At 63.9% G+C, this 15,037-nt stretch carries 16 protein-coding genes; 12 read left to right on the top strand and 4 right to left on the bottom strand.

The annotated features are described in order from the left end of the window. The first annotated feature begins 61 nt into the window (after positions 1 to 61). Complete coding sequence (locus Q5701_RS00915) at positions 62 to 577, top strand: L,D-transpeptidase family protein (RefSeq protein ID WP_306753299.1); 516 nt, start codon at positions 62 to 64, stop codon at positions 575 to 577. Positions 578 to 634: 57 nt separating this feature from the next. Here Q5701_RS00915 and dalA read toward each other — a convergent pair whose 3' ends face one another. Next, entirely contained in the window at positions 635 to 1,147 is a 513-nt protein-coding gene (gene dalA / locus Q5701_RS00910; RefSeq protein WP_306753298.1) for a divisome-associated lipoprotein DalA, read from the bottom strand. Between the two features lie 221 nt (positions 1,148 to 1,368). On the opposite strand from dalA, the gene Q5701_RS00905 reads away from it, so the two are divergent. Further along, a complete protein-coding gene (locus Q5701_RS00905; RefSeq protein WP_306753297.1) occupies positions 1,369 to 2,022 on the top strand; it encodes a L,D-transpeptidase in 654 nt (217 codons plus the stop codon). 261 nt (positions 2,023 to 2,283) lie between these two features. After that, the gene (locus tag Q5701_RS00900; RefSeq protein WP_306753296.1) at positions 2,284 to 2,934 is read left to right on the top strand and encodes a VPLPA-CTERM sorting domain-containing protein; all 651 of its coding nucleotides are present in this window, start codon (positions 2,284 to 2,286) and stop codon (positions 2,932 to 2,934) included. 42 nt (positions 2,935 to 2,976) lie between these two features. Here Q5701_RS00900 and hemH read toward each other — a convergent pair whose 3' ends face one another. Both hemH and Q5701_RS00890 read right to left on the bottom strand, forming a co-directional pair. Beyond that, positions 2,977 to 4,008: a ferrochelatase gene (gene hemH / locus Q5701_RS00895; RefSeq protein WP_306753295.1), complete on the bottom strand. Its 1,032-nt coding sequence runs from the start codon at positions 4,006 to 4,008 to the stop codon at positions 2,977 to 2,979. Beyond that, positions 4,005 to 4,844 (bottom strand): methyltransferase domain-containing protein, encoded by an 840-nt coding sequence (locus Q5701_RS00890; RefSeq protein WP_306753294.1) that lies wholly within the window; start codon positions 4,842 to 4,844, stop codon positions 4,005 to 4,007. Before Q5701_RS00890 ends, hemH begins: the two co-directional genes overlap by 4 nt. Before the next feature lie 29 nt (positions 4,845 to 4,873). Here Q5701_RS00890 and Q5701_RS00885 point away from each other — a divergent pair, with 29 nt between their 5' ends. From Q5701_RS00885 to Q5701_RS00875, 3 genes are all read left to right on the top strand, one after another. Then, positions 4,874 to 5,611 (top strand): double zinc ribbon domain-containing protein, encoded by a 738-nt coding sequence (locus Q5701_RS00885; RefSeq protein WP_306753293.1) that lies wholly within the window; start codon positions 4,874 to 4,876, stop codon positions 5,609 to 5,611. Between the two features lie 28 nt (positions 5,612 to 5,639). Next, entirely contained in the window at positions 5,640 to 5,909 is a 270-nt protein-coding gene (grxC, locus tag Q5701_RS00880) for a glutaredoxin 3 (RefSeq protein WP_234855012.1), read from the top strand. 115 nt (positions 5,910 to 6,024) lie between these two features. Next, the gene (locus Q5701_RS00875; protein WP_306753292.1) at positions 6,025 to 6,498 is read left to right on the top strand and encodes a MarR family winged helix-turn-helix transcriptional regulator; all 474 of its coding nucleotides are present in this window, start codon (positions 6,025 to 6,027) and stop codon (positions 6,496 to 6,498) included. Here Q5701_RS00875 and ubiG read toward each other — a convergent pair. Continuing rightward, positions 6,495 to 7,229: a bifunctional 2-polyprenyl-6-hydroxyphenol methylase/3-demethylubiquinol 3-O-methyltransferase UbiG gene (gene ubiG, locus Q5701_RS00870; RefSeq protein WP_306753291.1), complete on the bottom strand. Its 735-nt coding sequence runs from the start codon at positions 7,227 to 7,229 to the stop codon at positions 6,495 to 6,497. The genes Q5701_RS00875 and ubiG overlap by 4 nt on opposite strands. A gap of 48 nt (positions 7,230 to 7,277) precedes the next feature. Between ubiG and pip the strand changes: the two genes are divergently transcribed. The 6 genes from pip (at position 7,278) to infB (ending at position 14,996) form a co-directional block, all read left to right on the top strand. Further along, complete coding sequence (pip, locus tag Q5701_RS00865; RefSeq protein ID WP_306753290.1) at positions 7,278 to 8,252, top strand: prolyl aminopeptidase; 975 nt, start codon at positions 7,278 to 7,280, stop codon at positions 8,250 to 8,252. A 308-nt stretch (positions 8,253 to 8,560) separates the two neighbouring features. Beyond that, positions 8,561 to 9,397 (top strand): glycosyltransferase 61 family protein, encoded by an 837-nt coding sequence (locus Q5701_RS00860; RefSeq protein ID WP_306753288.1) that lies wholly within the window; start codon positions 8,561 to 8,563, stop codon positions 9,395 to 9,397. Positions 9,398 to 9,525: 128 nt separating this feature from the next. Further along, positions 9,526 to 10,143 (top strand): ribosome maturation factor RimP, encoded by a 618-nt coding sequence (rimP, locus tag Q5701_RS00855; RefSeq protein ID WP_306753287.1) that lies wholly within the window; start codon positions 9,526 to 9,528, stop codon positions 10,141 to 10,143. Between the two features lie 3 nt (positions 10,144 to 10,146). After that, positions 10,147 to 11,766 carry a transcription termination factor NusA gene (gene nusA, locus Q5701_RS00850; protein ID WP_306753286.1) on the top strand — a complete coding sequence of 540 codons (1,620 nt, stop codon included), beginning with the start codon at positions 10,147 to 10,149 and terminating at the stop codon, positions 11,764 to 11,766. 18 nt (positions 11,767 to 11,784) lie between these two features. Then, positions 11,785 to 12,405 carry an RNA-binding protein gene (locus Q5701_RS00845; RefSeq protein ID WP_306753285.1) on the top strand — a complete coding sequence of 207 codons (621 nt, stop codon included), beginning with the start codon at positions 11,785 to 11,787 and terminating at the stop codon, positions 12,403 to 12,405. 8 nt (positions 12,406 to 12,413) lie between these two features. Next, positions 12,414 to 14,996: a translation initiation factor IF-2 gene (infB, locus tag Q5701_RS00840; RefSeq protein WP_234855004.1), complete on the top strand. Its 2,583-nt coding sequence runs from the start codon at positions 12,414 to 12,416 to the stop codon at positions 14,994 to 14,996. Positions 14,997 to 15,037: the final 41 nt, after the last annotated feature.

The following is a 15,037-nucleotide window of genomic DNA, read 5'->3' as shown; positions in this document are numbered from 1 at the left end:
CAGATCACATTGCCTTGTGATAAGAAACATCCATAAAAAATCAAAAACGCCAGAGGCAGTGATGTTCAAGCCAACGCGCCGCGCCGTCGCATTTTCCTTGCTCGCCTTTGTGGCGGCTTGCGGCAAGCCGGAAAGCAAGTTCAAGGGCTATAACGGCCCCGCCGTGACCCAGGTCGTGGTCAACAAGGGCGCCCGCAAGATGTATCTTCTGCACGGCACGACCGTGCTGAAATCCTATGACGTGGGCCTGGGCAACGTGCCCGTGGGCCACAAGCAGTTCGAAGGCGACGGCAAGACGCCCGAGGGGGTTTACTTCATAGACCGCTTCAACCCGCGCAGCCGGTATCACCTGTCGGTTGGCGTGTCCTATCCCAACCCGCAGGATGCCGCCCTGGCAACCGCACTGGGCCGTCACGCTGGCGGCGACATCTTCATCCATGGCCGCGGCCCCGAGGGCAACCGTTTCGCCCAAAGCAATCGCGACTGGACCGCAGGCTGCATCGCCGTCAAGGACGAGGAGATCGAGGAGGTCTATGCGATGCTGCGCCCCGGGGTTCCCATCGTGATCAACCCCTGATCCCCGCCGCCCATGGAACAAGGCCCCGGACGCCCGGGGCCTTTTGCATTCCGGCGATCAGCTGCCGGTCAGCAGCGTCCACCACAGCTTGCCGGATGGTTCCTGATACCAGGCAATCCCCAGGCTCGTGGCGGCCGGATCCATGATCACGTCGCGCGTGTCCCGTGTCCCCATCCAGGCAGTCAGTGTCTGGACGTCGTTTTCGTAGGATTCCGAGATATTCTCCCCGATGACCGTGCCAAAATATCCGGCCCGGCGCGCCCGGTCCAGCGGCGAGGATCCGTCCGATCCCCAATGCCACGCCCGGTTCTGGGCAGACATGTCGCGCGAATGGGCCAGGGCGGCGGCCGACAATTGCGGGTTCAGCGTCAATGGCAGGGCGGCGATGTTTCCCCGCAGCGTGTTGATTTGCTGCAACACGCGGATGGGAATTTGCTGTTCCTCGGCGGCGCTGATCTGGTTGCCCGTGGGCATCGCCTGCCCGCCGGGCCCGACCGGCGGCAAACTGCGCGGCTGGCAGGCGGCAAGCGCCATCAGCGACAGCATCGCGATCACCTTGTAATTCGGCATGTTTTCGCCATCCCTCGTGTTTTTATGGCGCAGATCTATCGAAGGACCATGACCCGATCAAACCCACGAATTCGTGAACCGGCGGCGTTGTGGCATCTTGGTCCCACAGCAGTTTGAATTGCTGGAATCGCTGCCCGGTCGTATAGGTCGTTCCTGCCGCATGAGGCGGAGTGGTCAAGGCCGTCCAGCAAGAACGGCCATCCTTCGAAGGACATGGGAAGATGAGCAAATCATCCACGATCAGCCGCCGGGCCTTCCTGGGTTCGGCCGCAGCATTGGGTGCCGCCGGCCTGGCGATTCCGGCGCTTGCCCAGCAATACGACCCCTATACGGGCCAGCCGATCCAGGGCGTGCCGGTCCCCGGCGCAACGCCCGATGCAGGGGCGGTGCAGTTCGATCCGAACGCCGATGGACGCCATAACATTTCCAGCTTTTCGGGCCAAAGCTGGCAGCCTCATTTCCAGACGCTGGCGAATGGCGCAATCCTGTGCGACCTGACCTCGCGCGCGGTGCATTTCTGGTCCGAGGACGGCAGCACCTATCGGGTCTATCCCTCGTCCATCCCGGTCAGCACGGAACTGACCCGCACCGGCCGGACCGAGATCATCAAGAAGGTCGAAGGCCCAAGCTGGTCGCCCACGCCTGAAATGAAGGCCCGCAATCCGGAATGGCCGGATTTCGTGCCGCCGGGCCCGGACAATCCCCTGGGAACCCATGCGCTGTGGCTGTCCTGGCAATATTACCGCATCCACGGCACGCACGACACGCGCAAGATCGGGCGCAAGTCGTCGAACGGCTGCATCGGGCTGTATAACGAACATATCCTGGAACTGTACAACCTGACCAAGATCGGCACGCAGGTTCTGGTGATCTGACAAAGGGGGCGGAAAGGCCCCCTTTTCCGTGATTCGATCCGGCAATATGCGCATCTGCCCTGCCTACCAACCAAGCCTTGGAAAGGAACGGCATTTACAAACCAAAAATGAAATTCCCCCAGGGCAGCTCTTTTTGAAAACAGCTTATTTTAACGTAAACGTGATATGTCGTTTGCCCGGCAGCCTTGCAGCGAATAGGTCTTTGATGGGCGGCCGTCATCAGACTTCCCATTCCCAATTCGACTTGTTGCAGGTTAACGCATGAATACCCATAAACTCGGCCTTGCTGCCATAGCCACTGCCGTGGCGATCAGCGCCGCCCCTGTCGCCCAGGCGGCAACCATCCCCTTCTCGGAAACCATCACGCAGAACTTCGGCAAAAATGCCGGCCATGTTGAACCGGTCTATGGCAAGGGCGGCTTGGCTGACAATTACGTGACGGTCTTGGACAGGCTGGATACCACCGGCAACCGCTTCTATCACGAGATCAGCTTTGGCGATCTGGTCTATGAGACGATCAGCAGCCTGACGCTGACGCTGAAAGTTGCGGATGCGGCGTACAGAAGCGCCTGGATCTTCCCGGTAGAGGATTGGCGTGTTTACGGATCGAACAACGGCGGTACGAACGAGCAGGATCGCAGCGAACTTGGCAGCAAGATCACTGGCAATGACTGGTCCATGACACTGACATCGGGGTCGGTGCTGACTCAGGCACTTGCGGCCGGAAAAATGGCTTTCTGGTTCGGCGATAAAGGGGGTGTAGAGAATGATTTCAAACTGTTCTCGGCCAGTGTGACTATCGAAGGCCAAGCCGAAGCCCCCGCCCCGGTGCCGCTGCCCGCCGCTGGTTTCCTGCTGGTCGGCGCGCTTGGCGGTTTGGCTGCAATGCGCCGCCGCAAGGCCGCAGCCTGAATAGTAAGGAACGGCCCCAAATTGGGGCCGTTTCTTTTTTGACTATACCCAGCCTCCGATATTGTCGCGCACCACGTTCAACATCACCTCAACATGCGCAGGGTCGTCGTTCAGGCAGGGGATGTAGGTGAATTCCTTGCCGCCCGCGTGTTCGAAGCTTTCGCGGATCTCGCCGTTGATCTCCTCCAGCGTCTCGATGCAGTCCGAGGAGAAAGCGGGAGAGATCACCGCGATGTCGGTGATGCCGCGTTTCGCCAGTTCGGCCACGTGTTCGACGGTATAAGGGCGCAACCATTCCTCGGTTCCGAAGACGGACTGGAAGGTCGTGTCGATCACGCCGTCGGGCCAGCCCAAAGCCTCTTTCAGCAGGCGCGAGGTCTTCTGGCACTGGCAGTGATAGGGATCGCCCTCCAGCAGATAGCGTCTGGGCATCCCGTGATAGCTGGCGACCAGCTTGGCGGGCACCTTGTCGCCCAGGGTGCGGCGCACCGATGCGGCCAGGGCCGAGATGTAATCGGGCCGGTCGAAATAAGGCTCGCAGGTGCGCACCGCAGGCTGCCATTTCTGCGCCATCAGCGCCCGGAACAGCTGATCGTTGGCCGTGGCCGAGGTCGCCCCCGCATATTGCGGGTAAAGCGGCAGGAACACGATCCGCTGGCAACCCGCCTTGACCATCCGGTCCAGCACGTCCTGCGTGGACGGGTTGCCGTAACGCATACAGAACTCGACCATCACGCTGTCGCCCCATTCCGCCTGGGCACGTTCGCGCAGCGCCTCGGTCTGGGACCGGGTGATGGTCATCAGCGGGCTTTCGTTCTTTTCCTTGTTCCAGATCAGCTTGTAGTTCTTGCCCGAGGTGAAGGGCCGCTTGGTCAGGATGATCCCCTGCAGCAGCGGCTGCCATTTCCAGGCCGGATAGTCGATCACCCGCCTGTCGGACAGAAACTCGTTCAGATAGCGGCGCATGGACCAATAGTCATAGCCGTCGGGCGTGCCCAGGTTGGCGATCAGGATTCCCGTCTTCTTCTTCTTCGGGATCGAGGGATGGTCGGCGGGCGCGTGGGCTGGCTTCATGTCTTGGTCCTGATTTCTTTCAGCGCGTCTTCAAGTCGTGTGGTGGCCGATCCCCGCCGCAGGGGCTTGGGCTGCGTGTCCGAGGGCGACCATCCGGTCAAAAAGACCAGATCAAAGGTCACGGCGATACGGGACGGATCGTCGCGGTCGGCGTGGTGTTCGGCCAGGATGGCGGCAGCGCGGGCAAAGACCGCGCGATCGGTCGGGCGGCGCAGGCGGGCGGCCATTGCATTGCCCTCGCCCATGGCGCGCAGGTCATGGGCCAGGTGGATCAGGTCGCGATAGCTGGCCTTCTGCGGCAGCAGATCGGCCACCGGCAGGGCCAGCCCGGCGCGGCCGATCAGCCCGCCCATGTCGCGGATCTCGCCCATGGGCAGGATGCGGGGGGACAGGCCGCCGGTCAGCTCCACCTCGGCCTGGGCCAGGGCGCCCCGCAACTCGTGCAAGGTCTGGCCGCCGAAACAGACGGCGATGAACAGCCCGTCTTCACGCAAGGCCCGTGCGCACTGGGCGATCTGGCCCACAGGATCGTCGGCCCAATGCAGCGCCATGGCGTGAATGACCAGGTCATGCGCGCCGGGCTGCAGATCCAGCACGGGATCGTCGCGGATGACGCGGGCATCGGGAAAGGCCCGGCCCCACAGATCGGGAAATCCGGTGACCAGGGCGGGGGCGGTAAACCTTCTGTTAATCTCGGCCAGCCTATCCTGGATCTCGTCGGCGGCAAGCCGGTGCAGGACATCGACAAGGCCCTGCCCGATCGCGCGGTCCCGCTGGCGCAGCAGCGCAGGACGGTCGGTCAGCGCGGGACGATGGTTGGGTTCGGGCATTTTCATGAAGGGAACATAGGGTGCTTCAAGGGGCGATGAAAGGCGCGTTGCGCCTGCTGTATCCGCCGCAATGCGTGGCCTGCGGCGCGCCCGTGGCGGGCGGGACCGAGGGTCCGGGACAGCTGTGCCCGGCCTGCTTTCCCGACACGCGCTTCATCACCGGGGCGGCCTGCACGCGCTGCGGGGTTCCCCTGCCCGATGACGGGACCAGCCTGCCCGATCCCACCCTGACCTGCGACGATTGCATGGTGATGGCCCGGCCCTGGGGCCAAGGCCGGGCGGCCATGGTTTACGCGGGCACGGGGCGGCGGCTGGTGCTGGCGCTGAAGCACGGCGACAGGCCCGACCTGGCGCCCGCCCTTGCGGGTTGGCTGGCACGCACGGCCGCACCCTTGATGCAGCCTGACACCATCGTGGCGCCCGTGCCGCTGCACCTGCGACGGCTGCTGAAGCGGAGGTATAACCAGGCTGCGCTGATTTCGGGGCGCGTAGCGCAAGCGCACGGGGCCTTGCACCTGCCCGACCTGCTGATACGGCGGCGTCATACGCCCGGCCAGGATCATCGCGGGGTCGGCGACCGTTTCGCCAATGTCGCCGGCGCGCTCGGGGTAAACCCCCGGCGCATGGCGGCCCTGGCAGGGCGGCCCGTGCTGCTTGTCGATGACGTGATGGCCTCGGGCGCCACGCTGAGCGCCGCGGCGGACGCGCTGCTGGCAGCGGGATCGGGACCGGTTTCGGTCGCGGTTCTGGCAAGAGCGGTCAAGGATGACTAGATACGGGGTCACAGGAAAGGAACCACCCATGACCCAAGCCCCGATCACCATCTATACCACCCGCAGTTGCCCCTTCTGCATCCGCGCCAAAGGATTGCTGCGCGACAAGAACGCCCCCTATGACGAAATCGACGTGGGCGCCGATCCGTCGGTGCGCGCGCAGATGACGCAGCGCGCCGGGGGCCGCCGCACGGTGCCGCAGATCTTCATCGGCGACCGGCACGTGGGCGGCTGCGACGACCTGTTCGATCTGGAACGCCAGGGCAAGCTGGACGCATTGCTGGCAGGCGCCGCCTGACGCGGCCCGTGACGCAAGGTCCGGCCATTGTCGGGCTTGACCCGGAGGCGGTGGGCGGGGCACGGTCTCGGCTTCGCCCCGCGCCGCGACATCACCTTCTTTCGCCTTTGGATCCATGACCTTGCCTGCGACCGATACCAACCGCCCCCGGGCCAATGACAGGCTTGCCGCAAGCCTGTTCGCCGAGGTATTGATCGCCGAGCAACTGTCGCGCAACCTGATCGGCAAGGCCTTGCCGCGCGGAATGCAGATCTCTCATTTCTCGGTCCTGAACCTGCTGGCCCATGTGAACGAGGAGCGCACCCCCGCGCAACTGGCCCAGGCGTTCCATGTCACGCGCGGGGCCATGACCAACACCCTGTCGCGGCTGGAATGGGCGGGCCATGTCCATATTCGGCCTGACTGGGACGATGCGCGGCGCAAGTTCGTGTCGATCAGCCCGGCGGGCCGGGCGGCGCGCAATGCCGCCATCGCCGCCTTCATGCCCCTGATCGCCGAAGTCGTGCGCGACATCGGCGCGGACAAGGTGCGAGTCGCCCTGCCGGTGTTGCGGGAATTGCGCATCCGGCTGGAAGGCGACGACGCCTAACCCTCGCGCCGGGCGGTCAGGACGTAGTTCACCGACAGATCCCGATCCGACAAGCCCCAGCCAAAGCTGATCGGGTTGAAGACCATGCCTTGCCGGTCCGCAACCGTCAGGCCCGCGCCCCTGGCCATGCCGGCCAGTTCGTCGGGCGTGATGAATCGGGACCAGTCATGCGTGCCGCGCGGCAGCCATCGCAGGATCCATTCCGCCCCCAGGATCGCCGCGCCAAAGCTTTTCGCCGTGCGGTTCAGCGTGGACAGGATCACCAGCCCGCCCGGCCGCAGCAGATCGCGGCAGGTGGCGACGAAGGCGGCGGGATCGGCCACGTGCTCGATGATTTCCAATGCCAGGACAATATCGAAACGCTGGCCGTCCGCCGCCAGGGCCTCGGCCGTGGTGGCGCGATAGTCAATGGCAAGGCCCTGCCCTTCGGCATGGACCCGGGCCACGGCGATGTTGCCTTCTGCCGCATCGGCCCCCATGACATCCGCCCCCAGCCGCGCCATCGGTTCCGCCACCAGCCCGCCGCCGCAGCCGATGTCCAGCACGCGAAGCCCCTCGAACGGCCGCAGGCTGCGCCGGTCGCGTCCAAATTCGGCGGCGATCTGCGTGCCAATGTAATCCAGCCGCACCGGGTTCATCAGGTGCAGAGGCCGGAACTTGCCCTTGGGATCCCACCATTCGGCAGCCATCGCCTCGAACTTGGCGATCTCGGTGGGGTCGATGCTTGTCATGGACTTGTCCTTCTGGCGGGCGGGTTCATCTGCGCTTATATTAAGGGAATGGACCGATTGGCAGGACAAATCGCCGCATCGCATGGCCGCCTTCATCCGGCCGTCGAACCCTTCGCCCGGCATATGCTGGAGGTGGGCGACGGCCATCAGATCTATGTCGAGGAAAGCGGCAATCCCCAGGGCCGCCCGGTCGTGGTCCTGCATGGCGGCCCCGGTGGCGGCTGCAGCCCCTTCATGCGGCGCTTCTTCGATCCCGCGCATTACCGGGCGATCCTGTTTGACCAGCGGGGCTGCGGGCGGTCCCGCCCCCAGGCATCCGTCCATGCAAACACCACGCAGCACCTGATCGCCGACATCGAGGTGATCCGCCAGACGCTGGGCCTGGATTCGATGCTGCTGTTCGGTGGCAGCTGGGGCGCGACGCTGGCCCTTGCCTATGCCGAGGCGCACCCGGACCGCGTGACCGGCCTGATCCTGCGCGGCGTCTTCCTGGGCACGCAAGGCGAGCTTGACTGGTTTTATGGCGGCGGGGCGGGGCGGTTCTTCCCGGACCTTTGGGCGCAGTTCTGCGACCCCATTCCCGAATCCGAACGCGGCGATTTGATCGCCGCCTATCACAAGCGGCTGTTTTCCGACGATGCGGGCCGCCAGGGCCGCTATGCCCAGCCCTGGCTGATGTGGGAAAACGCGCTTGCCGGGCTGCAATCGGCGGCAATAAGCCATGCGCCTTCGGATTACGCCCGTGCCTTTGCCCGGCTTGAGAATCACTATTTCACCAACCGCTGCTTCCTGGACGAGGGGCAGTTGCTGCGCGACCGCCATCGCATCGAACACCTGCCCGCCGCGATCGTGCAAGGGCGATACGACATGGTCTGCCCGCCGCTGTCGGCCTGGCGCCTGGCGGAAGGCTGGGATGGCTGCGACCTGCGGCTGGTGCCGGCATCGGGCCACGCCTTGTCAGAACCGCGGATTGCCGCAGAACTGGTGCAGGTGATGGATGCCTGGCGGGACAAGCAGGGTTAAGCACTCTTTCATCAAAATCTGCCAACGCTCGGCTGTAGATATTCATTGCGATAGGAAGTAATTGTGACAACGCCAGCCGCAGCGTGGATCGCCACGAATGTCGCCAAGATGACGGCAAGGTTCAACAACCGCCCCAGTCTGTTTGCGCCGCTGCCAGAACCCGAAGCCGAGTATACGCCGGGTCAGGTCACATCCCGGCCTGCCCTCTACGAACCTGAGCAACTTGACGGGTCACGAGGTGCAACCTCAACCGCAGCCTGGATTTCATGATGCGGCTATGGACCGACACCCGCTGGACAGAAGCGCCGATGAGCATCTATCGCCTTGGTCCTGCGGTCGTTCTGGGGGGCACCGTAATCACCCCGCAAGCCCGTCACAGGCTTCGCGACGACCATGTTGGCTTCCGTCGCGCGCTGAAGGGCAGCGTCCGACAGCCCGAGATCGTGCTTGCGAACTCGTTGCAAGGGCTCAAGTTCTTTGGACATTGGCTTGGGGACGACTGCACCGCGTTTGAGGCCTTTCGGGACCATCCCGCCTTATGGTCCGTGCGGCGTCATGCGTGGTCGGACATGGCCTATTATGAAGGTGCCTTTCGTCAAGACTGGCAAGAACAGGATGTCATGCAGACCGATAACCTGATTCTTCTCAGGGATCTGGGCTTTGGCAGGCGCAAGACCGAGCGCTATCGCACGCTGCGCGGACGCCTGCGGGAGCACGTGCGTGACAGGCAGGCTTCAGGGAAGATCGTTTTCATCCGGCGTGGGGCAAGCGCCAAGAAAAGAGAGATCATCAATTGGGACGAACTGCGCCAAAGGCTTGAAGATCGCGGCATCAGTATCGTCACCCCGGAAGGGGATACGGCTTCCTTCGTCCAGAATATCCTTGATGCCTCGCTTGTAATAACGGTCGAGGGAAGCCAGGCTTGTCATGCGATATATGCCCTGCGGGAGGGAGGCGGGCTTCTTGTGTTGCAGCCGCCCTTTCAGCTTCATACGGCGGCGCAAGAGTGGATGCGCTCTCTCGAGTTGCACTGCGGCATGGTCATCGGGCGCACTGAACAGGATGGATTCAGCATCGACCCCGATGAGGTGCTGTCCACGGTGGATCGGCTGCTGGCGCTGACGGAAAATCGCGAGGCGGTCTGAGGTCTCTTGCGTCGCAGGGCAAATTGCCCTATACCGCGCTCAACAGCGGTGCAGGCGTCCAAACCCTGCCCACCGGACACATTCGCATGGGCCCGCTGAGGGCCCTTTTTCATATCCGAAAGGATCTCATGTCGAACGATCTGATTGCCAAGACGGCCATCGACCGGCGTCTGGCCGAGATCATCGCCCCGGTGATCGAGGATCTTGGATTCGAACTGGTGCGCATCCGCCTGCAAGGCGGCAAGACCGCGACCTTGCAGATCATGGCCGACCGTCCCGAAGGCGGCATCAACGTGGACGACTGCGGCGACATCTCGGTCGCGGTCAGCGCCACCCTGGATGTCGAGGATCCGATCGAGGACAACTATCACCTGGAAGTCAGCAGCCCGGGCATCGACCGCCCCTTGACCCGGATGAAGGATTTCGAGGCATTCGAGGGGTACGAGGCGCGGCTGGAAACGAACCAGGCCATTGACGGACGCAAGCGCTTCAAGGGCGTCCTGGCAGGTGTCGAAGGCGACGAGGTTCTGCTGAACATCGACGAGGCGGGCGAAACGCAGACCGTCGGGCTGCAGTTCGACTGGCTGTCGGACGCCAAGCTGGTCCTGACCGACGACCTGATCCGCGAGATGCTGCGCCAGAAAAAAGAAGCCGGCGTCCAGATCGAAAACCTGGACGAAACCGCCTTTGACGAGATCGAAACCGAAGACACCGACGGCGCCGACAGCGCCAATGCCAAGGAGTGAGTGATGGCAATCACCTCTGCCAACCAGCTTGAACTGCTGCAAACTGCCGAAGCCGTCGCGCGCGAAAAGATGATCGAGCCCGAGTTGGTCATCGAGGCGATGGAGGACAGCCTCGCCCGGGCCGCCAAGTCGCGCTATGGGGCGGAAATGGACATCCGCGTCAAGATCGACCGCAAGACCGGCAACGCCAGCTTTACCCGCATCCGCACCGTGGTCGAGGATGATGCGGTCGAGAATTACCAGGCGCAGCTGACCGTGGAGCAGGCCCGTCCCTATCTGGACGATCCCAAGGTCGGCGACGAGATCGTGGACCAGGTTCCCCCCGTGGAACTGGGCCGCATCGCCGCGCAATCGGCCAAGCAGGTGATCCTGCAGCGCGTTCGCGAGGCCGAGCGCGACCGCCAGTACGAGGAATTCAAGGACCGCGCCGGATCCATCATCAACGGCATCGTCAAGCGCGAGGAATACGGCAACATCATCGTCGATGTGGGCCGGGGCGAGGCGATCTTGCGCCGCAACGAAAAGATCGGCCGCGAAAGCTATCGCCCGAACGACCGCATCCGTGCCTATGTCAAGGATGTGCGCCGCGAAACGCGCGGGCCGCAGATCTTCCTGTCGCGCACCGACCCGCAGTTCATGGCCGAATTGTTCAAGATGGAAGTGCCCGAAATCTATGACGGCATCATCGAGATCAAGGCCGTAGCCCGCGATCCGGGCAGCCGTGCGAAAATCGCCGTGATTTCCTATGACAACAGCATCGACCCGGTCGGCGCCTGCGTGGGTATGCGCGGCAGCCGCGTCCAGGCCGTCGTGGGCGAGTTGCAGGGCGAAAAGATCGACATCATTCCCTGGAACGACGACCAGGCGACCTTCCTGGTCAACGCCCTGCAGCCCGCCGAGGTGAGCAAGGTCGTCTTTGACGAGGAAGCCGGCAAGATCGAGGTCGTGGTTCCCGACGAACAGTTGTCGCTGGCCATCGGGCGTCGCGGCCAGAACGTGCGTCTTGCCAGCCAGCTGACCGGCATGGATATCGACATCCTGACCGAGGAGGAGGAATCCAAGCGCCGCCAGGCCGAATTCAACGCCCGCACCCAGTTGTTCATGGATGCCCTGGATCTGGACGAATTCTTTGCGCAACTGCTGGTCGCCGAAGGCTTCACCGATCTGGAGGAAGTGGCCTATGTCGATCTGGACGAGCTGCTGTCCATCGAAGGGGTGGACGACGGCACGGCATCGGAACTGCAGGCCCGCGCCCGCGACGTCCTGGAAGCCAAGAACAAGGCCGCGCTTGAAAACGCCCGCGCGCTTGGGGCCGAGGACAGCCTTATTGAATTCGAGGGCCTGACCCCCCAGATGGTGGAGGCACTGGCCAAGGACGGCGTGAAGACGCTGGAAGATTTCGCCACCTGCGCCGACTGGGAACTGGCCGGTGGCTGGACCACGGTGAATGGCCAACGCGTCAAGGATGAAGGCTTGCTGGAACCGTACGAAGTGTCGCTGGAAGAAGCCCAAACCATGGTGATGACTGCCCGAGTGATGCTGGGCTGGGTCGATCCGACGGAACTGGACGGCGCCGCCGAGGTCGAAGACGGCGACGACACGACCGAGGAGGCCGGGGCGTGATGCCCCGGATTTGTCCGCTTGAGTCGCGGTGGTCGCATCAAGGATCATGATCAGCCCGAAAGGCGCTGCATCGTCACCGGGGAAGTCCAGCCCAAGGCTGGACTGATCCGTTTCGTGGTCGGGCCGGATGGCACGGTCGTGCCGGACCTGGCTGAAAAGCTGCCGGGCCGTGGCATTTGGGTCAGCGCGGATCGTGCGGTCATCGACAAGGCTGCGGGGAAGGGCTTGTTTTCCCGCGCCGCCAAGGCGCCGGTCAAGGCACCCGAAGGCTTGGCCGACATGGTCGAGGCGGGCGTGGCCCGGCGGCTGGTCGAACTGGTCTCGCTGGCGCGCAAGTCGGGCCGCGCGGTCGCCGGGTTCGAGAAGGTGAAGGGGTGGCTGGCCGAGGGGCGCGCAAAGGTGCTTCTTCAAGCCAGCGACGGATCGGAACGCGGCAAGGGCAAGCTGTGGACGCCGACCGGCGGACGCTGGTTTGGCTGCCTGACCGCATCAGAATTGGGTTTGTCCTTCGGGCGCGATCATGTCATACACGGCGCGCTTGCGGCGGGTGGACTGACGGACAAGGTGATCTTGGAAGCCGGCAGACTGACGGGTCTGCGCGGGCATGACGGCGGCAATACGGCGGCCGGGAAGGAATGAAGACGCAGATGAGCGACAAAGACGGAAAATCGACTCTGGGGTTCGGCGGCAGCGGCCGTTCGGGCCAGGTCAAGCAAAGCTTCAGCCATGGCCGCACCAAGAGCGTTGTCGTGGAAACCAAACGCAAGCGCGTCGTGGTGCCCAAGCCGGGCGCCACCCAGATGACGGATGCCCAGAAAGAAAAGAACCCGCTGACGGCGCGCATGGCGGGCGATCCCTCGAAACGCCCCGCAGGCATTTCCGACGCCGAGATGGAGCGCCGGCTGAAGGCGCTTGCCGCCGCCAAGTCGCGCGAAGTCGAGGAAGCTGCCCAGCGTCTGATCGATGAAAAGGCGCGCGAGGAAGAACGCGAGCGCCGCCGTGCCGAGATCGAGGCCAAGGAGCGCGAGGAACGCGAGCGCGAGGAAGCCCGCCGCCTCAAGGCCGAGGAAGAAGCACGCCTTGCCCGCGAGGCCGAGGAACTGGCCAAGCGTACGGAAGAAACGAAAGCCGCGGAACGCCCGGCCCGTGCAGCCGCCCCCGCCGCGGCCCGCCCGGCAGGTGCGCGTCCCGCCGCCCCGGACCGTGCTGCGATAGAGGCCGCAGCCTCGCGCGCCGAAAAGCCCGGCATTGCCACGGGTCCGCGCCGCACCGACCGCGACCGTCGCGACAGCGGCGGCGACAGCGATGCGAAAGCCAAGGCCAAGGCCGAGGACAGCCGCCGCACAGGCCGCCTGTCGCTGACCCAGGCGCTCAACGGCGAAGGTGGCCGCCAGCGGTCGATGGCCGCGATGAAGCGCAAGCAGGATCGTGCCCGCCAGAAAGCCATGGGCAATGTGCGCCCGGAAAAGCAGGTGCGTGACGTTCAGCTGCCGGAAACGATCGTGGTGTCAGAACTGGCCAACCGCATGGCGGAACGCGCCGCCGATGTCGTCAAGTCGCTGATGAAGATGGGCATGATGGTATCCATCAACCAGCCCATCGACGCCGATACCGCCGAACTGGTGATCGAGGAATTCGGCCACAAGGCGGTTCGCGTGTCGGATTCCGATGTGGAACAGGTCATCGACACGGTCCAGGACAAGGCCGAGGATCTGCAGTCGCGTCCGCCGATCATCACGATCATGGGCCATGTGGACCACGGCAAGACCTCGCTTCTGGACGCGTTGCGCAAGGCCAATGTCGTGTCTGGCGAAGCAGGCGGGATCACCCAGCATATCGGCGCCTATCAGGTGAAAACCGAATCCGGCGCGGTTCTGACCTTCCTGGACACGCCGGGCCACGCGGCCTTCACCTCGATGCGGGCGCGCGGCGCGCAAGTCACCGATATCGTCGTGCTGGTGGTTGCCGCCGATGATGCGGTGATGCCGCAGACGGTCGAGGCGATTAACCACGCCAAGGCCGCCAAGGTGCCGATGATCGTGGCGATCAACAAGATCGACAAGCCCTCGGCCGATCCCGACCGCGTGCGCACCTCGCTGCTGCACCAGGAAGTCGTGGTCGAGAAGATGTCCGGCGACGTGCAGGATGTCGAAGTATCGGCCAAGACCGGCCAGGGCCTGGACGAACTGCTGGAAGCCATTGCCCTGCAATCCGAGATCCTCGAGCTGCAGGCCAACCCCGACCGTGCCGCCCAGGGCGCCGTGATCGAGGCCAAGCTGGACGTGGGTCGCGGTCCTGTTGCCACCGTTCTGGTTCAGAACGGAACGCTGAAGCGCGGCGACATCTTTGTCGTGGGCGAACAGTGGGGCAAGGTCCGCGCGCTGATCAACGACAAGGGCGAACGTGTGGACGAGGCCGGACCCTCGGTCCCGGTCGAGGTTCTGGGCTTGGACGGCACCCCTGCCGCAGGCGACGTGCTGAACGTGGTGGAAACCGAAGCCCAGGCGCGCGAGATCGCGAATTACCGCATCCAGCAGACCAAGGACAAACGCGCTGCCGCCGGTGCCGCGACCACGCTGGAACAGCTGATGGCCAAGGCTAAGGCGGATGAAAGCGTGTCCGAACTGCCGGTGGTCGTGAAGGCCGACGTGCAGGGTTCCGCCGAGGCCATCGTGCAGGCCCTGGAAAAGATCGGCAACGACGAGGTTCGCGTCCGTGTCCTTCATTACGGCGTGGGTGCAATCACCGAATCCGATATCGGTCTGGCCGAGGCCAGCAATGCCCCCGTTATCGGCTTCAACGTCCGCGCCAACGCCCCGGCCCGCAATTCGGCCAACCAGAAGGGTGTCGAGATCCGGTACTACTCGATCATCTATGACCTGGTGGACGACATCAAGGCGGCGGCATCGGGCCTGCTGTCCAACGAAGTGCGCGAAAACTTCATCGGCTATGCCGAAATCCGCGAAGTGTTCCGCGTCACCGGCGTGGGCAATGTCGCAGGCTGCCTGATCACCGAAGGCGTGGCACGCCGTTCGGCAGGCGTGCGCCTGCTGCGCGACAACGTGGTGATCCACGAAGGCACGTTGAAGACGCTCAAGCGCTTCAAGGACGAGGTCAAGGAAGTCATTTCCGGCCAGGAATGCGGCATGGCGTTCGAAAACTATGACGACATCCGCAAGGGCGATGTCATCGAAATCTTTGAACGCGAGGAAGTCGAGCGCACGCTGTAAGGCGGCGCATCGATCCCTGCGGCGACAAAAAGGGGCGGCCT

Origin of the sequence: Paracoccus actinidiae (genome assembly GCF_030863885.1) — a bacterium.
GTDB classification, from domain to species: domain Bacteria; phylum Pseudomonadota; class Alphaproteobacteria; order Rhodobacterales; family Rhodobacteraceae; genus Paracoccus; species Paracoccus everestensis.
Note: the sequence above shows the minus strand (reverse complement) of the source record. Positions and strands in the feature narration are given on the sequence as shown.